Below are 20,557 nucleotides of genomic sequence, written 5' to 3' on the forward strand. Positions count from 1 at the left end.
AGCCGACTCAGACGGCCGTAGCGGTCGCCCGCACCGTAGAGGCGATCGTCGCCGACCCCACCACGCGCGTGCCGTCGTACAGCACGATCGCCTGGCCCGGCGCCACGCCCCGGACCGGCTCGGTGAAGGTGACCTCCAGGGAGCCGTCGATCAGCTCGGCGGTCACCTCGGTCTCGCCGCCGTGGGCGCGGAGCTGGGCGGTGTAGGTGCCGGGCCCGGTCGGGGCGGCGCCGCACCAGCGGGGCTTGACGGCGGTGAGGGCGCCGACGTCCAGGGAGGCCGCCGGGCCGACCGTCACCGTGTTGTTCACCGGCGAGATGTCGAGGACGTAGCGCGGCTTGCCGTCGGGGGCCGGGGTGCCGATGCGCAGGCCCTTGCGCTGGCCGATGGTGAAGCCGTAGGCACCCTCGTGCGTGCCGAGCTTGGCGCCGGACTCGTCGACGATGTCGCCCTCCGCCTTGCCGAGGCGGTTCGCGAGGAAGCCCTGGGTGTCGCCGTCGGCGATGAAGCAGATGTCGTGCGAGTCGGGCTTCTTCGCGACCGCGAGACCCCTGCGCTCGGCCTCCGCTCGGATCTCGTCCTTCGTCGTCACCGTGTCGCCGAGCGGGAACATCGCGTGCGCCAGCTGCTTGCCGTCCAGGACGCCGAGGACGTACGACTGGTCCTTGGCCATGTCGGAGGCGCGGTGCAGCTCGCGTGTGCCGTCCTCACGCAGGACGACCTGGGCGTAGTGGCCGGTGCAGACGGCGTCGAAGCCGAGGGCCAGCGCCTTGTCCAGCAGGGCCGCGAACTTGATCTTCTCGTTGCAGCGCAGGCACGGGTTCGGGGTACGGCCGGCCTCGTACTCGGCGATGAAGTCGTCCACCACGTCCTCGCGGAAGCGGTCGGCGAGGTCCCACACGTAGAACGGGATGCCGATCACGTCCGCGGCGCGGCGGGCGTCGCGGGAGTCCTCGATGGTGCAGCAGCCCCGCGCGCCCGTGCGGAAGGATTGAGGGTTCGCGGAGAGCGCGAGGTGGACGCCGGTCACGTCGTGGCCCGCTTCGGCCGCGCGGGCGGCGGCGACGGCGGAATCGACCCCGCCGGACATGGCGGCGAGGACGCGGAGGGGGCGGGAGGGCTGCGCGGTGTCAGTCATAACCCTTCCAGGGTACGGGGCGCGGGAACCAGGGCCCGCGGGTATCCGTTGACGATCACATGGGACAGCGGAAGGCTCCGAAGGACGGCGACCGGAAGGTCGGGCGTCGCGCGTTGCTGATCGGTGGGACGGTGGCCGCGGCGGGATCGGCCGTGCTGGCCCGCGACGAACTCGCGCGCCTGTGGTGGCGGGTTCCCGGCGTGGAGAAGCCGCGCAAGGAGGGCGAGGTCGACTACGCCGGGGCGCGGTGGGTGGCGGCGTCGGACGAGAACTGGCGACGGGCGGACCGTCCCGACGACTACGGCGTGGACATGGTGATCATCCATGTCACCCAGGGCAGCTTCGACAGCGCGGTGAAGGTGTTCCAGGACCCGGAGCACGGCGCGGCCGCGCACTACATCGTCCGCAAGGACGGCCACGTCACACAGATGATCCGCGAGCTGGACGTGGCGTACCACGCGGGCAACCGCGACTACAACGAACGCAGCATCGGCATCGAGCACGAGGGCTTCGTGGACCGGCCGCAGGACCTCACGGACGAGATGTACGAGGCCTCGGCGCGGCTCACGGCCCGAATATGCGCGCGCTACGACATTCCCGTCGACCGCGAGCACATCATCGGGCACGTGGAGGTGCCGGGGACCGATCACACGGATCCCGGGGAGCACTGGGACTGGGACCGGTACATGAAGCTCGTGCGGGCGGCGCGTACGGCGCCCGCTTAGCGGCCCGGCCCCGGGGGCGAGCCCGGCGGCCCCGTACAGCCGCCTACGTGAGCCCGGCCGCCCGGGCCCTTTCCACCGCCGACCCGATCGCCTTGGCGACCGCCTCGACGTCGGCCTCCGTGGAGGTGTGGCCGAGGGAGAAGCGGAGGGTGCCGCGGGCCAGTTCCGGGTCGGTGCCGGTGGCCAGGAGGACGTGGCTGGGCTGGGCGACGCCCGCCGTGCAGGCGGAGCCGGTGGAGCACTCGATGCCCTGGGCGTCGAGGAGCAGCAGCAGGGAATCGCCCTCGCAGCCCGGGAAGGTGAAGTGCGCGTTGGCCGGGAGGCGGCCGCCGGGTGCCGGGTCGCCGCCGAGGATCGCGTCCGGAACCGCCGTACGGACCGCCTCGACCAGGGCGTCCCGCAGGGCGCCGATCTCCCGGTCGAACCACTCGCGCTGCTCGGCGGCGAGACGGCCGGCGACCGCGAAGGAGGCTACGGCGGGGACGTCGAGGGTGCCGGAGCGGACGTGGCGCTCCTGGCCGCCGCCGTGCAGGACGGGGACGGGGGCGTACTCACGGCCGAGAAGCAGGGCTCCGATGCCGTACGGACCGCCGATCTTGTGACCGGAGACCGTCATCGCGGCGAGCCCGGAGGCGGCGAAGTCGACCGGTACCTGACCGAATGCCTGGACCGCGTCGGCGTGCAGGGGGACGTCGAACTCCCTTGCCACGTCGGCCAGTTCACGGATCGGCATGACGGTGCCGATCTCGTTGTTGGCCCACATCACGGTGGCGAGGGCGACATCCTGGGGGTTGCGGGCGATGGCTTCACGCAGAGCGTCCGGGTGGACCCGCCCGTGCGCGTCGACCGGGAGGTACTCGACGGTGGCGCCCTCGTGCTCGCCGAGCCAGTGGACGGCGTCGAGGACGGCGTGATGCTCGACGGGGCTGGCCAGGACGCGAGTGCGGGTGCCTGCGGGGTCGGCGTCGCGGCGGGACCAGTACAGGCCCTTGACCGCGAGGTTGTCGGCCTCGGTGCCGCCGGAGGTGAAGACGACCTCGCTGGGGCGGGCGCCGAGCGCTTCCGCGAGGGTCTCGCGGGCCTCCTCGACGGTGCGCCTGGCGCGGCGGCCGGACGCGTGGAGGGAGGAAGCGTTGCCGGTGACGCTCAGCTGGGCGGTCAGCGCCTCTGCCGCCTCCGGGAGCATGGGGGTCGTCGCGGCGTGGTCGAGGTAAGCCATGGTGGCGACGATTCTACGTGGCCGCCGCGCTGGGCTTGGGGGGACGGTAGTGCCCCGCCTGCGTTGCCCTTGGCGTCGATCGCGTGACACCCGGCGCCGCGGGCCGTGCCCAGCCTCATCGCCCCCGCGGAACGTCTGCCCGCAGTGGTCAGAAGCTCCAGGACAGCGTGTTGTCCATCTGCACGAACGCCAGCAGAACCAGCAGGTCGGCGACGCCCAGGCCCATACCCAGGTACGCCCGGCCCCGGCGCTCGGTGCCGCGCCACAGGGACGCCGCGGCCAGGACGATGGCGGTCGGACCGAGGAAGAGGTTGAAGACCAGGAGGCCGAGGAGGCCGAGGATGAAGGACGCCACGGCCATCCCGTCGGCGTCGCGGGTACGAGTGCGGGTGCCGGGGCGGCCGGTGGCCGGGGCGGTGAGTTGCATGGGTGTCAGCTCCCGAGAAGTCGGTTCGGTGCGGTGGACGGAGTCAGTGGCGGCGGGCGCGGCGCTCGCGGGCGGCGAAGATGCCCAGCCAGGCGGCGATCACGGCGGCGGCGGCGACGGTGAAGGCGAGTGGTGCGTGGGCCACGGTGCCCAGCAGCACGCCCAGCAGCAGGAGCGCTGCGACGAGGAACAACATGGGATCGAATCCCCCTTCGAGATCTCTCGTTGATCTCACTCGTTACGTTTCGGTGAACAGTTGTAGTAACAGTTGTTCACTGACTCCCAAGTCTAGCGCGCCCCACGGCTTTTCAATTCCGGAGAACAGTTGTTAACTGCATGGTATGAGTCACACCCTCGGTATCCGGCAGGCGCAGAAGCAGAAGACCCGACAGGCGCTCCTGGACGCGGCGTTGGGTCTGCTGGAGGAGCAGAGCCTGAGCAGCCTGGGCCTGCGCGAGGTCACCCGCGCCGTCGGCGTCGCGCCGACCGCCTTCTACCGGCACTTCCGCTCCACCGCCGACCTCGGCGTCGCCCTCGTCGAGGAGGCGCTGGGCAGCCTGCATCCCATGATCCGGACGACCGTCTCCTCGGCCGGGGACAGCGACCAACGCATAGAGCGGGCCGTCGAGTTGATCGCCCACCACGTCGAGACACAGCCGGCCCACGTCCGCTTCATCGCCCGTGAGCGGCACGGCGGGGTGCAGTCGGTGCGGGAGGCCATCCAGGACCAGCTCGCCCGTTTCGCCGAGGAGGTCAAGGTCGCGCTCGCCGAGGACCCGGTCTCCGAGGGCTGGAGCGATGACGACCTGCTCATGCTCGCCAACCTCTACGTCGACCAGATGCTGATGACGGCTTCGCTGTTCCTGGACGTCCTGGAGGCGCCGGAGGAGGAGCGGCGGCGCGTCGCCCAGGTCGCGACCCGCCAGATGCGGTTGATCAGCATCGGCCGGGAACATTGGCTGGATTGAGCGCCGGCAACGCGAAGGGGCGGCACCCCCGTTCACCGGGGGTGCCGCCCCTGCCGTGAGGCGTCGTGCGCCTGTCGTACGGCGTTCCGCGTTCTACGTCAGTTCTTGGTCGCCGTCGCCGTCGCCGCGCCGCTCGGCGCACCGCTCGGGGCACCGCTGGGAGCCGCCCCGCCGCCCTGGCCACCGCCCGGACCGCCGCAGCCGCCACCGGGGCCGCCCTGGCCTCCCTCGCCGCCCGCAGCGCCCGGACCGCCACCACCCGGGACACCGGACGGCGCACCACTGGGCGCACCCGACGCACCCGCCGACGGCGCGCCGGAGGGCGCCCCGCTCGGCGCCCCGCTGGGAGCACCACTGGGAGCACCACTGGGAGCACCGGACGGCTGCTGGCACGACGACTGCTGACCGGAGTTGCCGCTGTTCGAGGTCGACGACGAGTCGCCGGACCCGCAGGCCGCCAGGGCCAGGGGCGAGAGCGCCAGCAGAGCCACGGCGGGGAGGAGACGCGCACGCTTCATGAGAAACAGCTCCATGGAAGATGAGGAAGTCCTGGGGCCGGAACTCAACCAACGCCGCTTTAGGCTTCCTTGAGGCTCTGCTGTCGACGGCCTGTGCGCCGGGCAAAGCGCATCTCAAGAAACCTCACTGACCTGCCGTTTTCCTGGGAGCCTCACCCTACTCGCTGGTACAAGGCCGTGACAGAGAGGGCCGCTCGCGCCAGTTCGTCCCGCACCTCGGGCGGGGAGACGACCACCACCCGGTCCGAGAACTGCAGGAGTTGACGGGCCTCGCCGACAACTCCCAGCGAGAGACGGACGGTGGCCCAGCTGTCCGCGGCCTCACGCCCCTCATCCTCGCCCTCGCCCGCGTCCCCCTCCCCCGGAAGCGAGACCAGCGAGGACGCCATGAGCCGCAGGAACAGGTCGAGCCGGTCCCGTCGCACCCGAACGGTCACGTCGATCCCGCCCGGCCGCTGCTCCACCTCGCGGCGCAACACCTCCCACGCGTCGGCGAGTTCGACACCCGGCCGACGCCGCACCGCGTCGTCCAGCACGGTCGCCGACCGCACCCGGTCGGCGCGGAACAGCTGCGGTCTCCCCCGCCGGTCGGCGACCAGGTACCAGACGCCGGCCTTCGAGACCAGGCCGTAGGGGTCGACGGTGTAGGTCCGCGCCTCCCGGTAGCCGCTGTGCCGGTAGCGCAGCCTGAGGCGGCGGTCGGCGAAGACCGCGTCCTGCAACACGTCCAGGTCCACGGCGGGTTGGGGCCCGCCCTTCCAGCGCGTGGCGTCGACGAGGACGCGGCGGGAGGTCATCTCGGCGGCCGGGCGGTGCGGCGCCGGCAGGGCCGCCATCACCTTGCGCAGCGCCGAGCCGAGGGCCGCGTCCAGCCCGAGCGCGGCGTGCGCGCCCTGTGCGGCCAGGATGAACAGCGCACGGGACTCGTCCGCGGTCAGGCCGGTGACGTCCGTACGGAATCCTGCGAGGAGTTCGATGCCGCCGTGTCGCCCGCGCTCGGCGTAGACCGGGACGCCTGTGGCGGACAGGGCTTCCACGTCCCGGTAGATGGTGCGGACCGACACCTCCAGGCGCTCGGCGAGTTCCCTCGCCGGGACCCGGCCCCGGGTTTGGAGGAGCAGCAGGATCGAGAGGAGGCGGTCGGACTTCACCCCACCACGATGTCAGCCCACCACGACGTCAGCCCACGACGACGTCAGCCCGTCACGAGCTCAACCGCACCCGCGCCAGCTGCCTCGACTGCGCCACCAAGCGGTCCGCACTGTCCCAGACCTCCGCGTCCTCCTCCAGGAAGCCCCCGGCCAGGTTGCGCGTCGTGATCGACACCCGCAGCGGGCCCGGTGCCGGGCGGCACCGTATGTGGACGGTCAGTTCGACCGTCGGGACCCAGCCGGAGATGCCGATCTCGAAGGCGGTCGGGGGCAGGGCGTCGACCGCCAGCAGCAGCGACAGCGGGTCCGCGTCACGGCCGTCAGCCAGGCCGAACCAGGCGCGCATCTCACCCTTGCCCGAGGGCTGCCCGAGCGCCCAGCCCAGGGTGGCCGGGTCGAGCTTGAGCATCAGGCGGTCGGTGATGGCCGAGCTGCCGTCGACGGGGGCGGGGCCGTCCTCGGTGCCGAAGCAGTGCTCCATGGGCGGGAACGCCGGCGGCTTGGCCGTCGTACGGACGTCGTCCGGGAGGGAGTCGAGGTCGCCGTACGAGGCGAGGACGCGGATCCGCTCGACCTCGCGGCCCTGCTCGTCGTACTGGAAGAGCGAGGCCTGGCCGGTCGACAGGGTCCGCCCGGTGCGCACCACGTCCGTGCGGACCACCGCGGGGCCCGGCTGGGACGCCGTCAGGTAGTGCGCGGAGATCGTGAACGGGTCGGCGTGCGGCAGGGCGTCCGCGAGGGCGCGGCCCAGCACGGCCAGCAGATAGCCGCCGTTGACGGCGCTGATGATGGTCCAGCCGGCGGACAGGTCGATGTCGTAGACGCCGGGTTCGCGTCGGCTGAGCGCGGTGTCGCGGTCGAACTCGCTGTCGCCGATCGTGGCCTGCGTGGCCGTCGGGGCGGAGGCTGCTTCTGGCATGGATGAACGGTACAACAGCAAACTACTAAGCGGTAGCTTTCTCAGTCGACCCTCGGCGAGATGTGAGCAACTTTTCGGTAAGTGTCCCCGCTCGTCCGAAACCCGGAGCCCGCTCTCCCCCTCTATGAGGACATGAGTCTCACCGGGGCCCCGTTCCTCTACACACTGATCGCGCTGTGCGTCGTCGCCGTCGCCCTGCCGCTGGTCCTCTGGTCGCGGGTGCACGGACCCAAGGTCGTGCGGGCCGCCGCCCGGGTGCTGATGCTGCTGTTCGCCCAGGGCACGGCGGTGGCCCTGGTCTTCACCATGGTCAACAACTCCAACCAGCTGTACGACAACTGGGGTGACCTGCTCGGCACCAGCGACCATGTCGACCAGGCCGCCGACCTCGGGGCGAACGGCACCGGCGGGATCGCCCTGGAGAAGCTGCCCAAGGTCCGGCAGACCTTCACGCCGGGCAAGGGGCCCGGTATGGGCGCGGCGGGCGGTGTGCTCGTCACGCAGCTCAAGGGCCGGGTGTCCGGCGTGCGCGCCGAGGTCAACGTCTGGCTGCCGCCGCAGTACCACGAGCCCGCCTACCGCGATCACAAGTTCCCGGTCGTCGAGGTGCTGCCGGGCTATCCGGGCTCGTCGAAGGCGTGGTACGGCTCGTTGGACGCACCCGAGCAGTTGGCGCCGCTGATGCGCAGCGGGCAGATCGAGCCGTTCATCATCGTCTCCCCGCGCACCTCGCTGCTGCCCGGTGTGGACACCGGCTGCGCGAACATCCCGGGCAGGGTGAACGCCGACAGCTGGCTCAGCGTCGACGTGCCGAGGATGGTCATGGACAACTTCCGGGCCCAGGCGGCGCCGGACGGCTGGGCGGTGGCCGGGTACTCGGCGGGCGCGCACTGCGCGGCCAAGCTGGCCGTCGCCCACCCCGACCGCTACCGGGCCGCGGTCAGCCTGTCCGGCTACAACGACCCGAGCGCCGAATCCAAGTCGCTGGCCGGCAGGTCACCGGTCCTGCGGGCCGCGAACAACCCGTATGTGCTCCTCAAGGAGTCCCGCGTCCCGCCGCGCGTGGCGCTCTATCTGTCCGGTCAGCCCAACGACGGGTACGAGGCGGCCATGGCCGTCCAGCGGGCCGCGAAGGCCCCCACGACCGTGAACGTGGTGTTCATCCCGAGCAGCGCGGGCGGTCACACCATGGCGCTGTGGAAGCCGCAGGTGGTCCCGGCGTTCCGCTGGCTGACCGAGGTGATGGGGGCGCACCAGGTCCGTACGGCGCCGGGCTCCGGCGGCACTACTCCTCTCGCACCGTCGACCGCCGGTTCCAGGCCCGCGGAGCTCGCCAGTGGTAGCGCATCGCGAGCAGCCGCAGCACGAAGGCCGTGACGGCGGCGAGCGCGCTGGTGAACGAGTTCAGGGCGCCGTAGTGGAGGCACAGGACGACCATCGTGGCGCCCACGATCGCCGGGACCGCGTACAGGTCGCGGTCCCAGCGCAGCAGTGACGGCACCTCGTTGGCGAGGACGTCCCGCAGCACACCGCCGCCCACGGCGGTCGCCATGCCCAGACAGGCTGACGCGGTGAGGCCCAGGCCGTAGTCGTACGCCTTCGTCGTCCCGGCGACGCAGAACAGGCCGAGGCCCGCGGCGTCGAAGACGTTCACGCCGGTCTGGATGCGCTCCACGTGCGGGTGGAGGAAGATCACCAGGAGCGCGGCGAGCAGCGGGGTGAGGAAGTACCCCAGATCCGTGAAGGCGGCCGGGGGTACGGCACCGATGATCACGTCCCGGAACAGCCCGCCGCCCAGGGCGGTGACCTCGGCGAGGACGGCGATGCCGAAGACGTCGAAGTTCTTGCGGACCGCCAGCAGGGCGCCGGAGATGGCGAAGACGAAGATGCCGATCAGGTCGAGCGTGTGCTGGACGGACGGGCTGAACAATTGCTGGAGCACCCGTACATTCTTACGCAGCAAAAGGCCCCCACCTTGCAAAGGAAGGCGGGGGCCTGAGCGCGGTTTACTTGCTTTCGTCCGTGGACGACTCTTCGGAAGGTTCCGTGGACGACTTCACGGCCGCCTCCTCGGGCGCCTCCGCGGTCTCCTCGGTGGTCTCCTCCGCGGTCTCTTCAGCGGCGGCCGGCTCCCGGGACACCTCGTCCGGCACCAGCTCCGCGGCCTCCTTGGCCACGGACAGCAGCACCGTGTCCTGCGGCTGCTGGTCCTCGAAGTCCTCCGGGTGGTGGCAGGCCACCCGCTGCCCCGGACGCAGCTCCGCAAGCGGTGGCTCCGTGGTCCGGCAGACCTCCGTCGCCTTCCAGCACCGCGTGTGGAAGCGGCAGCCGCTCGGCGGGGCGATCGGCGAGGGCACGTCACCGCGCAGCAGGATGCGCTCGCTCTTGGCCGTGCGCCGCTTCGGGTCCGGGATCGGCACCGCCGACAGCAGGGCCTTGGTGTACGGGTGCATCGGCGACGCGTACAGCGCGTCCCGTTCGGCCAGCTCCACGATCTTGCCGAGGTACATCACCGCGATGCGGTCCGAGACATGGCGTACGACGGACAGGTCGTGCGCGATGATCACGTACGTCAGCCCGAGCTCGTCCTGGAGGTCGTCCATCAGGTTCACGACCTGCGCCTGGATCGACACGTCGAGCGCGGAGACCGGCTCGTCGGCCACGACCATCCGGGGCTTCAGGGCCAGCGCACGGGCGATGCCGATGCGCTGGCGCTGGCCGCCGGAGAACTCGTGCGGGTAGCGGTTGAAGTGCTCGGGGCTCAGGCCCACCAGCTCAAGGAGGCGCTGGACCTCCTTCTTGACGCCGCCCTCGGGTTCGACGCCCTGCAGCCGGAACGGCGCCGAGACGATGCTGCCGATGGTGTGCCGGGGGTTCAGCGAGCCGTACGGGTCCTGGAAGATCATCTGCACGTCGCGACGGAGCGGGCGCATGCCGCTCGTGTTCAGGTGCGTGATGTCCGTGCCGTCGAACTCGATCCTGCCGCCGGACGGCTCCAGCAGCCGGGTGATGAGCCGGCCCATGGTCGACTTGCCGCAGCCGGACTCGCCCACGACGCCGAGGGTCTCCCCGCGGCGCACCTCGAAGTCGATGCCGTCCACGGCCTTGACCGCGCCGACCTGCCGCTGCAGCAGGCCCTTCTTGATGGGGAAGTGCTTGACCAGGCCCTCGACCTTGAGCAGCGGTTTCTCGTCGCCGGCCGACCCGGCTTTCACGGCCGCCGTCCCGGCCCCGGTCTCAGTCTCGCTCACAGCTTCGGCGCAATCTCTTCGGTCCAGATCCGGGTGCGGTCCTCCTGCGACAGGTGGCAGGCGGTGAAGTGCCTGCTGCCGACCTCGCGCAGCTCGGGGCGTTCGGTGCGGGTGACCCCGCCCTTGGGGACGTCCGCGTAGGGGCAGCGCGGGTTGAACGCACAGCCCGAGGGGACGTTGATGAGGCTCGGCGGCTGTCCCTTGACCGGGATGAGCCGGTCGGTCTGCTCGCGGTCGATGCGCGGCATCGAGCCGAGCAGGCCCCAGGTGTAGGGGTGCGCCGGCTCGTAGAAGATCTTGTCGACGGGTCCGCGCTCCACGCAGCGTCCGCCGTACATCACAAGGATGTCGTCGGCGATCTCGGCGACCACGCCGAGGTCGTGCGTGATGATGATGACCGCGGAGCCGAACTCCTTCTGGAGGTCCCGGACGAGGTCGAGGATCTGCGCCTGCACGGTCACGTCGAGCGCGGTGGTCGGCTCGTCCGCGATCAGCAGCTCGGGGTTGTTCACCAGGGCCATGGCGATCATGGCGCGCTGCCGCATACCGCCGGAGAACTCGTGCGGGTACATGTCCACGCGCTTGTCCGGCTCCGGGATGCCGACGCGGTCGAGGAGTTCGACGGCCCGGCGGCGGGCGGTCTTCTTGTCGACCTTGTTGTGGACCCGGTACGCCTCCACGATCTGGTTGCCGACCGTGTAGTACGGGTGCATGGCGGACAGCGGGTCCTGGAAGATCATCGCCATCTCGCGGCCGCGCAACCGGCGCACCTCGTCGGGGCTGGCCGAGACGAGTTCCTTGCCGTCGAGCCAGATCTCGCCGGACATCTGCACGTTCTTGCCGCGGTTGCCCAGGCGGTGCAGGCCCATGACGGCCAGTGAGGTCACGGACTTGCCGGAGCCGGACTCGCCCACGATACCGAGGGTGCTGCCCTTCTCCAGCTGGAAGGAGAGACCGTCCACGGACTTGACCAGGCCGTCGTCGGTCGGGAAGTGCACCTTGAGGTCGCGCACTTCGAGGAACGCCCGGGGCGGCTCGCCGGCGCGTACGGGCTCGCCCACAGCGGCCCCGGTCTTGGTCAGGTCGGTCACGACAGCCTCACCCGCGGGTCGATCGTGGCGTACAGCAGGTCCACCACAAGGTTCATGAAGACGACGAAGAACGCCGCGAGCAGGGTCACCCCGAGGATCGGGGGCAGGTCGTTGGCGGTGATCGCCTGTACCGCGTACTCACCGATGCCGTGCAGGGAGAACACCGTCTCGGTGATGACGGCACCGCCGAGCAGCAGGCCGATGTCCATGCCGAAGACCGTCACCAGCGGGGTCAGCGCGGCCCGCAGACCGTGCCGGACGACGACCTTTCGCTCGCGCAGGCCCTTGGCCCGAGCGGTTCGGATGAAGTCCTCGTTCATTGTCTCCAGCATGCCCGAGCGGGTCAGCCGGGCGTAGATGGCCGAGTAGAGCAGAGCCAGCGAACACCATGGCAGGAACAGGGTGTTGGCCCACTGAGAGGGGTTCTCGGTGAAGGGGACGTAGGTTCTGCCGAAGATCTCCAGCTTGTAGCTGAACAACAGCAGGGCCAACTGCCCGGTGAAGAACATGGGCAGGGAGACGCCGGCCAGGGCCACGCCCATGGCGGACCGGTCGAAGAACGAGCCCGGCCTGAGCGCCGAGATGACACCGGCCGCGATACCGCCGACCAGCCACATCACGGCGGCGCCGAGAGCCAGCGAGAGGGTGACCGGCAGCCGTTCGGTCAGCTGGGGCCAGACCTCGATGTGGTCCTTGAAGGAGTAGCCGAAGCAGGGGGCGTCACAGCGGACCGTGGTGGGGCCGAGGTCGTATGTGGCGCCGGAGACGATCCCCTTGATGAACTCCCAGTACTGGACGTAGATCGGCTGGTCGAGTCCGAGGTTCGCCTTGACCGCGGCGATGTCCTCGGGGGTGGGGTTCTTGCCGATGTACTGCTGTGCCAGCTGGTCGGCGGTCTGCCCTGCGAGTTTCGGCAGGATGAAGAAGATGCCGAAGGTGACCGCGGTGACGACGAGCAGCAGGACCAGTGCCGCGATCGTCCGGCGGATGATGTACGAGATCACGAGGACCGGCGCCGGCGCCCGCGGATGACGAAGTCCGCGGGCGCCAATGCCTTCACCTGCCTTCCGGGGCTACTTCTCGGCGGTACCGACGTTGAGGTAGTCGTACTGACCGCTCCAGGCGGACGACGACACCAGGTTGGTGGCGTGCGGCGTGCGGTACAGCAGGACCTTGAAGTAGGTCAGCGGCACGATGGCGGCCTGCTCCATCATCTTCTGGTCGACCTCGGTGTACGCCTTGGTACGGGCGGCCTCGTCGGTGTTGCCGATCGCGTCGTCCAGCAGCTTGTTGATCGCGGGGTCGTCCAGCTGGGACAGGTTGGTGTTACCGGACTGGCTGATGGCCTTGCCGTGCGCGATCTGCTGCAGGAAGCCGTAGCCGGTGGGCCAGTCGGCGCCCCACTGCATCATCATCAGGCCGATGTTGTTCTTCTCGTCGAACTTGGGCACGCCCGCGTAGTCGGAGAAGTACTTGCCGGACGGGTACTGCTTGATGTCCGCGTCGATGCCGACCTTCTTCAGCGCGCCGACGATCGCGGTGGCCGCGTCGACCTCGCCCTGCCGGTCGGTGCGGGCCGAGATGGAGGTCTTGAAGCCGCCCTCCTTGCCGCAGGCCTTCAGGTGCTCCTTGGCCTTGGCCACGTCGCCCTTGCTGCCCTTGGTGGCGTAGATGTCGGCCTTCTCGTAGCCCGAGACGTCGGTGGGCAGGGCCGTGGTGGCGATGTCACCGCGGATCGGTCCGCCCATCGCGGTCTGCACGGCGGTCTTGTCGATCGCGTACTCGACGGCCTTGCGGCACTCGACGTTGTTGAACGGCGCCAGCTTGGTGTTGATCGCCGCGTAGATGAGACGACCGCCCGGCGCGTTGTCCGTGTTGGCCATCTGGTCCTTCTTGCCCAGGATCTGCGCCTGGGTCTGCGCGTCGACACCGGTGCCCTGGATGTCGATCATGGTGGCCCCGGACATCACGTCCTTGTCGATCGTGGCCTTGTTGACCTTGAGGTTCACCACGATCTTGTCCGGGTACTGCTTGCGCAGCGGGTCCGTCTTGGCGTCCCACTCGGGGTTGCGGACCAGGACGATCTGCTTGCCCTCCTCGTACTTCTCGAACTTGTACGAGCCGGAGGAGACGACCTTCTTGGTGTAGTCCACACCCGTGTCCTTGGCCCGCGGCACGGGGGCCGTCTGCGGGGCACTGACGAGGTAGTCGAACTCGGCGAACGCCTTGTTCAGGTGGAAGACGATCGTGTGGTCGTCCGGGGTCTCGATGGACGAGATGCCCTTTTCGCTCTTGTCCTTGTAGGGGCCCTTGTACTTGTCCGGGTCGTCCAGCAGGTTCTGGAAGTAGTTGGGGCCGAGGGAGAGCACGTCACGCGCGAAGTTCGAACGCTCCACCGCGTACTTGACGTCCTTCGAGGTGACCGCGGTGCCGTCCTCGAACTTGACGCCCTGGCGGATCTTGTACGTCCAGGTCTTGCCGCCGTCGCTGGGCGTGCCCGCGCCCTCCGCGAGGTCCGGGACGAGCTCGTTGCCCGCCTCACCGGGGGCGGGCTTGAAGGTCATCAGGGGACGCGCGTAGAGGCGGCTGAAGTTGTAGCCGTAGGCGTAGTACATGTTGCCCGGGTCCAGGGACTCGGGAGCGTCGGCGCTCGCGTAGGTGACCGTGCCGCCCTTGTGGGTGGAGGCGTTCACCACTCCCTTGGTCGCGGCGTTCGCGCCGGCGCCCTTGGGCGTGTCGCTGCCTTCGTCGGCCTTGCTGCAGCCCGCGAGAAGCAGGCCGGCGCTACTGGCGACCGCAACTGCGGCCATTGCTGACCTTCGCATGATGGTCGGATTCCCCTTCGTAGTTGGACACTTGGGTGGGACGTCGGGTCGCAGCCGGGTGTCGCGACCGCGTACGTCAGCGGCTGCGGGGGTCGAGTGCGTCCCGGAGGCCGTCACCGAGGAGGTTGAAGGCCAGCACCGTGATGAAGATCGCCAGGCCGGGAACGATCATGTACTGCGGGTCGACCTCGAAGAAGTCGACGGCCTGGTTGAGCATCCCGCCCCAGGACGCCTGGGGCGGCTGGATACCCACACCGAGGAAACTCAGCGAGGCTTCGAAGAGGATGTTCGTCGGGATGAGCAGCGTCGAGTAGACGATGATCGGCGCGACGAGGTTGGGCAGCAGTTCCTTGAAGAGGATGTACGGCCCGCCGGCCCCCATCCCCCGGGAGGCGTCGACGAACTCCCGCTCGCGCAGGGCCAGGGTCTGACCGCGCACGATGCGTCCCATGTACGGCCAGTTGAAGAAGCCGATGACGAAGATCAGGACGGAGATGTGAAGGGGCAGTCCTTCGAGGCCGAAGGCACCGCCCTGGAGCGTCGCGGAGATGGCGATGGCGAACAGCAGGAGCGGGAACGCGAGGAAGGTGTCCATGAGCCGGCTGACGATGGTGTCGACCCGTCCGCCGTAGTAGCCGGCGACGAGGCCGAGGACCGTCCCGATCACGTTGGACAGGATCGTCGCACCGAAGGCCACGACCAGGGAGACCCAGGAGCCCTCCAGGATGCGCGCGAGGATGTCCCGGCCGAACTTCGGCTCGACACCCAGCGGATGGTCCCAGCTCATGCCGCCGAAGTCGCCCTTGGGCAGCGAGGTGTTGGGGTCGATCAGGTCCTGGTGGAAGGCGTTGGGGTCGAGCCCCAGCAGCGCCTGGAGGGGGCGGGACAGGGCCGCCACGAGGATGAGCAGCACGACAACGATGCCGCCCGCCACCGCGATCTTGTCGCGCTTGAAACGGGTCCAGGCGATCTGCCCGAGTGACCGGCCCTCGATCTTCTGGGCGTCGACCCCCTTCAGCACGGCCTCAGGCTGGGCGTCGGCCTGCGATCCGGTGGTCTCGATCGGTGCCGTCACGGTACGTCTGACCCCTCTCGGCCGACGGTTGCCGGCCCCCCTGGCTGCCGCTGTAGCGGTTGCTCCAACTCGCACACAGGACCCATCGGTCCGTGTCTTGTGCGGGGAGTCTTCAACGCTTTGGCGATCTGTTGCCAGAGTTGGCAAGGAAAGTATGCGCAACCGTGATGCTGTCTGCGGGGTTCCGTTATCCGGACAGTGGGTAACGGCGGCCGGACGCGTGCCAGTTGGGGCGTATGAGGGCGGACCGGGACCTTCCGATCACATCTACGCGCGGAGATTCACCTGGGAAACCGAAGTCGGCGGCCCTTTGTGCCTACGACAGCCGGGTCACCGACCGCTCGGTAGGCTAGCCCATGGATGATCAGTAACGGCCCTGTGGCGGTGGGTAGCCGTAGCCGGCCGCCGGCGCCTGCGCGGGGGCGGGGGCGTGCGCCTCGCGGTCGTAGAACGGGCGGGCGGTCGCCCGCATCCACATGGCGACCGGGTCGTCCTCGTCGGACATCGCCACGGTCGAGACCGGAAGCCCGTCCGGGACGGCGCCGATCGACTGGAGCATCATCGAGCGCACGGAGTCGACGGCGGGCGGGCTGGTGTCGTACACGTCGAGCCCGATCGCGAGATACGGCGCGCCGAGCGCCGGCTGCACCCAGGCACGGCGCAGGGAGCGGACGGCCGGGGTGCGGTGGGCGTTCTGCGCGAGCAGGGCGTAGAACTGCGGGATCTCGATGCCGGGTTCCGTCAGGCGGAGCGGGCCGGCGGGCTGGCGGTCCAGGCCGGTGGCGATGCGGCGCAGGTCGAGCCACGGGATGCCGACGCCGCCGCCCGGGGCGTGCGGGTTCAGCCAGAGGCCGAAGTGGTCCGGGTAGAGGGTGCGGGCGACGTCGATGCCGTCGACCACCTCGTACGAGCGGTTCCAGCCGCTGGCCGACAGTTCCTGGGCGGAGGTGACGCACGGGGCGTAGCCGTAGCCCTCGACCTCCATGTTTCCGTACTGGGCGTCCGGGGAGCCGGCCTGGCCGTGCCAGAGCAGCATCCAGACCTGGCCGGAGGACGGGGTCGCGAGGGCGCGCAGGAGGGCCTCGTAGGCGTCGTAGCGCCCGGGCGTCACCTGGCGCAGCATGTGCTCGACCTGTCCGGTCGAGGTGGTGCCGCTCGCGCTCACCTTTTACCGCCCCTTCGGGAAATTTGGCTTTGAGCCCAGCTTAGGCGCTCCGCTGGGAGAGCCGTTGAGACCTCGGGACTTGACGTCGTGTGCGGGAGCGGGTGATTCGTGGTTGACCGCGCCCCGCGGCGGAGCCGCATATGTCACAGCCCCACGCCCTGCCGGCGTCGCCCGCACCGGCGCCTAGAAGTCCCGCTGGTAAAACGGGCGGACCTTCGTGCGCATCCAGTCGATCACCGGGTCCTGGGCCACGTCGAGGAGGACCAGGTTGACCGGCCAGGGGACCGGGGCGCGGCCCAGGGCTCGGGACAGGGCGTCCATGGGGGCCGCGCGCAAGTCGCCCTCCCAGTGGGAGAGTTCCACGCCGATGAACATCACCGGGGCGGCCGTCTCGATCTCCGCCAGGCAGCGGCGGGCCGTCGTGACCACGCCGGTCGAGGCGAACTCGGCCGACGCCGCGGCGAGGAAGTCGACCGGCTCGTCCTGCCAGTCGGGCTCGTGGAGCTTGACCCGCCCCCCGGAGGTGAGGCCGTCCAGCGGCGTCCGGCCCACGCGGCAGAGCTCGGCCACCACGGCGGGCGGCAGGGGCACGCCGACCATGCCGTCGGGGTTCACGGCGATGCCCACGTACGGGGGCAGGCCGCGGGCGAACTCCACGGCGGGGGCGATGGTGTACGACAGGTGGGCGCCCACGACCTGGCGGAACTGCTCCTCGGAGCTGAAGACCGGGACGTACGCCTGGCCCTCGATCTCCACCGTCGGCAGGTCCAGCGGGCCGCTGTCCGGGCCGCCTCCGTTGGGCAGGGGCACCCAGACGAAGCTGCGGCCCAGCACCTCGATGATCCGGCCACCGGCCGAGGGCAGCCCGAGGGACGCCGAGAGCACCTCCTCCAGCTCGTTGCCGGGCCAGCCGCCGTGCGGATGGAGGTGTGTCTGTGCCGGGAAGTCCGCGGGAAGTTCCGCTGGGAAGTCCATCTGCTGTCAACCGCCTGCTGAGAACCGCTGCTGTGGCTCAAAAGGCTAGCGGGTGGCCACCCCGTGCGGGCCTACGGCGGCCCAGGTCCTGTCCGCCGGGAACTTTGCGGACCCGGCCCGGCCCGCGCGCCGCGGTGATCCAGACGACAGGGCCTAGCCCGCGAAACCGATTCGGCGCAGGGTGTCCGCCGCCTCCCGGTCGATCAGTACCGCCGAGCCGCAGCCATGGGGCAGGTTGCCCTTCTCCGCCGAGGTCAGCAGGTGGGCGGCTGCTCTGCGGTGGCGCAGGAAGGCGTACCGCGAGACGCCTCGGCCGCGTTCGCGCTGGCCTTCCAGGGCCGTGTCCGGGGGGACGTCGAGCAGCAGCAGATGCAGGCTGCCGCCGCGGCGGCGGGCCTCGCGGGCCAGCCAGCCGCGCACCCATGCCTGGGTGCCGCAGTCGTGCACGACGAGGCCCTCGCCGGAGCGCACCGCGCGGCGCAGTCCCGCGTAGTGCGCGAGGCGGACCAGGGGGCGGTAGACGGCGTAGGGGAGGAAGCGGGGCATGCGGGCGTCCCAGCGGTCCCGGGTGTCCTGGGAGTCGATGCGGGTGCCCTTCACCGTCCGCTTCATCAGCGTGGACTTGCCGCTGCCGGGCAGGCCGGTGATCACGACGAGGTCCTGAGGGCCGAAGAGCAGCGCGTGCGGACTGCGGCCGGAGCGCTCGCGCAGGTCACGGACCACGGGTGCAAGGCACGTGCCGCGGGCTTCGGCCGCCGGGGCCGCGGGCTGCTTGGGCAGCGCCATGCCCGAGGTCGTGGCGTACGCCGTAGTGCGGTTCACCGTCATCGTCCTCCTCCGGGGTCAGGATTCCCCATCCCCACTGAGCGTAAAGAGAAGGTAATGGATGATCTCTCGCATTTTCGTTCACCTCCTGCCACAAGCCGGTTACAGACGCGGCCTGCCGTTGACGAGCGTGGCATGCAATGATGTGCGCGCCAACTGCATATCGGCCGTTTGAATCCGCGCGGGAGAGTCCCCAGCAGTCCATCGCCGGGGCGCCGAAGGAGCAAGTCCCTCCCTTGAATCTCTCAGGCCCCGTTACCGCGCGGGCGAGGCACATCTGAAAAGCGGGCCGCTCCGTCTCTCTGCGAGATGCCGTGGCCCCACCCAAGGTGCAAGCCGTGACCTGGTCTTTCGCGGGTCATGGCGAACCTCTCAGGTTCCGATGACAGATGGGGAGGAACGACCTCGCCCGTGTCATGCCTTGGGAGACATCCGCCGATGAGCAGTACAGAAGAACTCCGTCACACCGCGCTCGATGCCACGCATCGCTCGCTCGGCGCGACGATGACCGACTTCGCCGGCTGGGACATGCCCCTCCGGTACGGCTCCGAGCGCGACGAGCACAACGCCGTGCGGACGAGGGCCGGGCTCTTCGACCTCTCCCACATGGGCGAGATCACCGTCACCGGTCCGCAGGCCGCCGCCTTCCTGAACCACGCCCTGGTCGGCAACATCGCCTCCGTCGGCGTCGGCCGCGCCCGCTACACCATGATCTGCCAGGCCGACGGCGGCATCCTCGACGACCTGATCGTCTACCGGCTCGCCGACACCGAGGCCGGGTCTTCTCACTACATGGTCGTCGCCAACGCCTCCAACGCCCAGGTCGTGCTGGACGCGCTGACCGAGCGGGTGGCCGGCTTCGACGCCGAGGTCCGCGACGACCGGGACGCGTACGCGCTGATCGCCGTCCAGGGCCCCGAGTCCCCGGGCATCCTGAAGTCGCTGACCGACGCCGACCTCGACGGGCTGAAGTACTACGCCGGTCTGCCCGGCACCGTCGCCGGCGTCCCCGCCCTCATCGCGCGCACCGGCTACACCGGCGAGGACGGCTTCGAGCTGTTCGTGAAGCCGGAGCACGCCGTCGAGCTGTGGCAGGCGCTGACCAAGGCCGGCGAGGGCGTCGGCCTGGTCCCCTGCGGGCTGTCCTGCCGGGACACGCTGCGGCTGGAAGCGGGCATGCCGCTGTACGGCAACGAGCTGTCGACCTCCCTCACCCCCTTCGACGCCGGGCTCGGCCGGGTGGTGAAGTTCGACAAGGAGGGCGACTTCGTCGGGCGCGAGGCGCTCGCCGCGGCAGCCGCCCGCGCCTCGGAGAACCCGCCGCGCGTCCTCGTCGGCCTGGTCGCCGAGGGCCGTCGCGTCCCGCGCGCCGGTTACCCGGTCGTCGCCGGTGGCGAGGTCATCGGCGAGGTCACCTCCGGCGCGCCCTCCCCCACGCTGGGCAAGCCGATCGCCATGGCGTACGTCGACGCGGCGCACTCGGCGCCGGGCACGGCCGGGGTCGGTGTGGACATCCGCGGCAGCCACGAGCCGTACGAGGTCGTGGCGCTGCCCTTCTACAAGCGGCAGAAGTAACGCCGTACGGAGAGACTGGCCCAGAAGTACGGCCCAGAAGTCCAACCCACACGTCCAGCCCACAAGCAGCGACTGGCAGCGGCCCGTGCGTGACCCTGCGCACATTTGCGCTGCTCACACACGTTCCCAGCAGTCCCCCATTCATCACCACTCCCGCGCGTACAGGAGAATTCACGACATGAGCAACCCCCAGCAGCTGCGCTACAGCAAGGAGCACGAGTGGCTGTCGACCGCCGAGGACGGCGTCTCGACGGTCGGCATCACCGAGTTCGCGGCCAACGCGCTCGGCGATGTCGTCTACGCCCAGCTCCCCGAGGTCGGCTCGACCGTGACCGCGGGTGACACCTGCGGTGAGCTGGAGTCGACCAAGTCGGTGTCCGACCTGTACTCCCCGGTCACCGGCGAGATCACCGAGATCAACGAGGACGTGGTGAACGACCCGGCGCTGGTGAACTCCGCCCCCTTCGAGGGCGGCTGGCTGTTCAAGGTACGCGTCACGGAGGAGCCGGCCGACCTGCTCTCCGCCGACGAGTACGCCGCCCACACCGCCGGCTGAGGAGTCGTAGCCCCCATGTCTGCCCCCATGTATGACAAGTCGCTTCTGAACACCCCCCTGCACGAGCTGGACCCGGCGATCGCCGCCGCGCTCGACGCCGAGCTGGAGCGCCAGCAGTCCACCCTGGAGATGATCGCCTCCGAGAACTTCGCGC

The 20,557-nt window shown here is 70.1% G+C and carries 21 protein-coding genes and 2 riboswitches; of the genes, 5 read left to right on the forward strand and 16 right to left on the reverse strand.

What is annotated here, in order from left to right; translation table 11 throughout:
- Window positions 1-7: 7 nt before the first annotated feature.
- On the reverse strand, window positions 8-1,138 hold the full coding sequence (mnmA, locus tag ADK36_RS38385; RefSeq protein WP_048580561.1) for a tRNA 2-thiouridine(34) synthase MnmA: 1,131 nt from the start codon (window positions 1,136-1,138) through the stop codon (window positions 8-10).
- Window positions 1,139-1,197: 59 nt separating this feature from the next.
- On the opposite strand from mnmA, the gene ADK36_RS38390 reads away from it, so the two are divergent.
- Window positions 1,198-1,863: an N-acetylmuramoyl-L-alanine amidase gene (locus ADK36_RS38390; RefSeq protein WP_048580560.1), complete on the forward strand. Its 666-nt coding sequence runs from the start codon at window positions 1,198-1,200 to the stop codon at window positions 1,861-1,863.
- Window positions 1,864-1,906: 43 nt separating this feature from the next.
- Here ADK36_RS38390 and ADK36_RS38395 read toward each other — a convergent pair whose 3' ends face one another.
- From ADK36_RS38395 to ADK36_RS49735, 3 genes are all read right to left on the reverse strand, one after another.
- Window positions 1,907-3,082, reverse strand: coding sequence for a cysteine desulfurase family protein (locus ADK36_RS38395; RefSeq protein ID WP_048580559.1), 1,176 nt, complete (start codon window positions 3,080-3,082; stop codon window positions 1,907-1,909).
- Window positions 3,083-3,230: 148 nt separating this feature from the next.
- Window positions 3,231-3,509 (reverse strand): hypothetical protein, encoded by a 279-nt coding sequence (locus tag ADK36_RS38400; protein WP_048580558.1) that lies wholly within the window; start codon window positions 3,507-3,509, stop codon window positions 3,231-3,233.
- Window positions 3,510-3,552: 43 nt separating this feature from the next.
- Window positions 3,553-3,705 (reverse strand): hypothetical protein, encoded by a 153-nt coding sequence (locus ADK36_RS49735; RefSeq protein WP_048580557.1) that lies wholly within the window; start codon window positions 3,703-3,705, stop codon window positions 3,553-3,555.
- Window positions 3,706-3,850: 145 nt separating this feature from the next.
- Between ADK36_RS49735 and ADK36_RS38405 the strand changes: the two genes are divergently transcribed.
- Window positions 3,851-4,477 (forward strand): TetR family transcriptional regulator, encoded by a 627-nt coding sequence (locus tag ADK36_RS38405; RefSeq protein ID WP_053200880.1) that lies wholly within the window; start codon window positions 3,851-3,853, stop codon window positions 4,475-4,477.
- A 98-nt stretch (window positions 4,478-4,575) separates the two neighbouring features.
- On the opposite strand, the gene ADK36_RS49245 is transcribed toward ADK36_RS38405, so the two are convergent.
- The 3 genes from ADK36_RS49245 to ADK36_RS38415 all read right to left on the reverse strand — a co-directional run bounded on the left by ADK36_RS49245 (window position 4,576) and on the right by ADK36_RS38415 (window position 7,065).
- Window positions 4,576-4,995: a hypothetical protein gene (locus ADK36_RS49245; protein WP_078942776.1), complete on the reverse strand. Its 420-nt coding sequence runs from the start codon at window positions 4,993-4,995 to the stop codon at window positions 4,576-4,578.
- 152 nt (window positions 4,996-5,147) lie between these two features.
- Complete coding sequence (locus tag ADK36_RS38410; protein ID WP_053200882.1) at window positions 5,148-6,146, reverse strand: helix-turn-helix transcriptional regulator; 999 nt, start codon at window positions 6,144-6,146, stop codon at window positions 5,148-5,150.
- A gap of 52 nt (window positions 6,147-6,198) precedes the next feature.
- The gene (locus tag ADK36_RS38415) at window positions 6,199-7,065 is read right to left on the reverse strand and encodes a thioesterase family protein (protein WP_048580554.1); all 867 of its coding nucleotides are present in this window, start codon (window positions 7,063-7,065) and stop codon (window positions 6,199-6,201) included.
- A gap of 132 nt (window positions 7,066-7,197) precedes the next feature.
- Here ADK36_RS38415 and ADK36_RS38420 point away from each other — a divergent pair, with 132 nt between their 5' ends.
- Window positions 7,198-8,442, forward strand: coding sequence for an alpha/beta hydrolase (locus ADK36_RS38420; protein ID WP_048580553.1), 1,245 nt, complete (start codon window positions 7,198-7,200; stop codon window positions 8,440-8,442).
- Here the strand turns inward: ADK36_RS38420 and ADK36_RS47215 are convergent.
- The 9 genes from ADK36_RS47215 to ADK36_RS38465 all read right to left on the reverse strand — a co-directional run bounded on the left by ADK36_RS47215 (window position 8,351) and on the right by ADK36_RS38465 (window position 18,275).
- Window positions 8,351-9,007 carry a trimeric intracellular cation channel family protein gene (locus ADK36_RS47215; RefSeq protein WP_048580552.1) on the reverse strand — a complete coding sequence of 219 codons (657 nt, stop codon included), beginning with the start codon at window positions 9,005-9,007 and terminating at the stop codon, window positions 8,351-8,353. The two genes, ADK36_RS38420 and ADK36_RS47215, sit on opposite strands and share 92 nt — an antisense overlap.
- A gap of 64 nt (window positions 9,008-9,071) precedes the next feature.
- Window positions 9,072-10,316, reverse strand: a complete 1,245-nt coding sequence (locus ADK36_RS38430) for an ABC transporter ATP-binding protein (protein ID WP_048580551.1) — start codon at window positions 10,314-10,316, stop codon at window positions 9,072-9,074.
- Entirely contained in the window at window positions 10,313-11,407 is a 1,095-nt protein-coding gene (locus tag ADK36_RS38435) for an ABC transporter ATP-binding protein (protein WP_048580550.1), read from the reverse strand. Before ADK36_RS38435 ends, ADK36_RS38430 begins: the two co-directional genes overlap by 4 nt.
- Entirely contained in the window at window positions 11,404-12,411 is a 1,008-nt protein-coding gene (locus ADK36_RS38440; RefSeq protein WP_048580549.1) for an ABC transporter permease, read from the reverse strand. Before ADK36_RS38440 ends, ADK36_RS38435 begins: the two co-directional genes overlap by 4 nt.
- A gap of 69 nt (window positions 12,412-12,480) precedes the next feature.
- Window positions 12,481-14,217: an ABC transporter substrate-binding protein gene (locus tag ADK36_RS38445; protein ID WP_048580548.1), complete on the reverse strand. Its 1,737-nt coding sequence runs from the start codon at window positions 14,215-14,217 to the stop codon at window positions 12,481-12,483.
- 91 nt (window positions 14,218-14,308) lie between these two features.
- Window positions 14,309-15,307 carry an ABC transporter permease gene (locus ADK36_RS38450; RefSeq protein ID WP_048580547.1) on the reverse strand — a complete coding sequence of 333 codons (999 nt, stop codon included), beginning with the start codon at window positions 15,305-15,307 and terminating at the stop codon, window positions 14,309-14,311.
- A gap of 364 nt (window positions 15,308-15,671) precedes the next feature.
- A complete protein-coding gene (locus ADK36_RS38455) occupies window positions 15,672-16,472 on the reverse strand; it encodes an enhanced serine sensitivity protein SseB C-terminal domain-containing protein (RefSeq protein ID WP_048580546.1) in 801 nt (266 codons plus the stop codon).
- A 183-nt stretch (window positions 16,473-16,655) separates the two neighbouring features.
- Window positions 16,656-17,447, reverse strand: a complete 792-nt coding sequence (locus tag ADK36_RS38460) for an enhanced serine sensitivity protein SseB (protein ID WP_053200886.1) — start codon at window positions 17,445-17,447, stop codon at window positions 16,656-16,658.
- Between the two features lie 153 nt (window positions 17,448-17,600).
- Window positions 17,601-18,275 carry an AAA family ATPase gene (locus ADK36_RS38465; protein ID WP_048580544.1) on the reverse strand — a complete coding sequence of 225 codons (675 nt, stop codon included), beginning with the start codon at window positions 18,273-18,275 and terminating at the stop codon, window positions 17,601-17,603.
- Between the two features lie 169 nt (window positions 18,276-18,444).
- Window positions 18,445-18,543, forward strand: a riboswitch (glycine riboswitch).
- A riboswitch (glycine riboswitch) is annotated at window positions 18,544-18,671 on the forward strand.
- A 39-nt stretch (window positions 18,672-18,710) separates the two neighbouring features.
- On the opposite strand from ADK36_RS38465, the gene gcvT reads away from it, so the two are divergent.
- The gene (gcvT, locus tag ADK36_RS38470; RefSeq protein WP_048580543.1) at window positions 18,711-19,847 is read left to right on the forward strand and encodes a glycine cleavage system aminomethyltransferase GcvT; all 1,137 of its coding nucleotides are present in this window, start codon (window positions 18,711-18,713) and stop codon (window positions 19,845-19,847) included.
- A 178-nt stretch (window positions 19,848-20,025) separates the two neighbouring features.
- The gene (gene gcvH, locus ADK36_RS38475; protein ID WP_048580542.1) at window positions 20,026-20,403 is read left to right on the forward strand and encodes a glycine cleavage system protein GcvH; all 378 of its coding nucleotides are present in this window, start codon (window positions 20,026-20,028) and stop codon (window positions 20,401-20,403) included.
- The last annotated feature ends 154 nt before the right edge of the window (window positions 20,404-20,557 follow it).

This window comes from Streptomyces viridochromogenes (genome assembly GCF_001270495.1).
GTDB classification, from domain to species: domain Bacteria; phylum Actinomycetota; class Actinomycetes; order Streptomycetales; family Streptomycetaceae; genus Streptomyces; species Streptomyces viridochromogenes_A.

Coding starts and splice junctions, on each gene's coding strand:
- ADK36_RS38415 (WP_048580554.1), bottom strand. CDS start 7,065: ATGCCAGAAGCAGCCTCCGCCCCGACGGCCACGCAGGCCACGATCGGC.
- ADK36_RS38405 (WP_053200880.1), top strand. CDS start 3,851: ATGAGTCACACCCTCGGTATCCGGCAGGCGCAGAAGCAGAAGACCCGA.
- ADK36_RS38460 (WP_053200886.1), bottom strand. CDS start 17,447: ATGGACTTCCCAGCGGAACTTCCCGCGGACTTCCCGGCACAGACACAC.
- ADK36_RS38465 (WP_048580544.1), bottom strand. CDS start 18,275: ATGACGGTGAACCGCACTACGGCGTACGCCACGACCTCGGGCATGGCG.
- ADK36_RS38400 (WP_048580558.1), bottom strand. CDS start 3,509: ATGCAACTCACCGCCCCGGCCACCGGCCGCCCCGGCACCCGCACTCGT.
- ADK36_RS49245 (WP_078942776.1), bottom strand. CDS start 4,995: ATGAAGCGTGCGCGTCTCCTCCCCGCCGTGGCTCTGCTGGCGCTCTCG.
- mnmA (WP_048580561.1), bottom strand. CDS start 1,138: ATGACTGACACCGCGCAGCCCTCCCGCCCCCTCCGCGTCCTCGCCGCC.
- ADK36_RS38395 (WP_048580559.1), bottom strand. CDS start 3,082: ATGGCTTACCTCGACCACGCCGCGACGACCCCCATGCTCCCGGAGGCG.
- gcvT (WP_048580543.1), top strand. CDS start 18,711: ATGAGCAGTACAGAAGAACTCCGTCACACCGCGCTCGATGCCACGCAT.
- ADK36_RS38390 (WP_048580560.1), top strand. CDS start 1,198: ATGGGACAGCGGAAGGCTCCGAAGGACGGCGACCGGAAGGTCGGGCGT.
- ADK36_RS49735 (WP_048580557.1), bottom strand. CDS start 3,705: ATGTTGTTCCTCGTCGCAGCGCTCCTGCTGCTGGGCGTGCTGCTGGGC.
- gcvH (WP_048580542.1), top strand. CDS start 20,026: ATGAGCAACCCCCAGCAGCTGCGCTACAGCAAGGAGCACGAGTGGCTG.
- ADK36_RS38420 (WP_048580553.1), top strand. CDS start 7,198: ATGAGTCTCACCGGGGCCCCGTTCCTCTACACACTGATCGCGCTGTGC.
- ADK36_RS38445 (WP_048580548.1), bottom strand. CDS start 14,217: ATGGCCGCAGTTGCGGTCGCCAGTAGCGCCGGCCTGCTTCTCGCGGGC.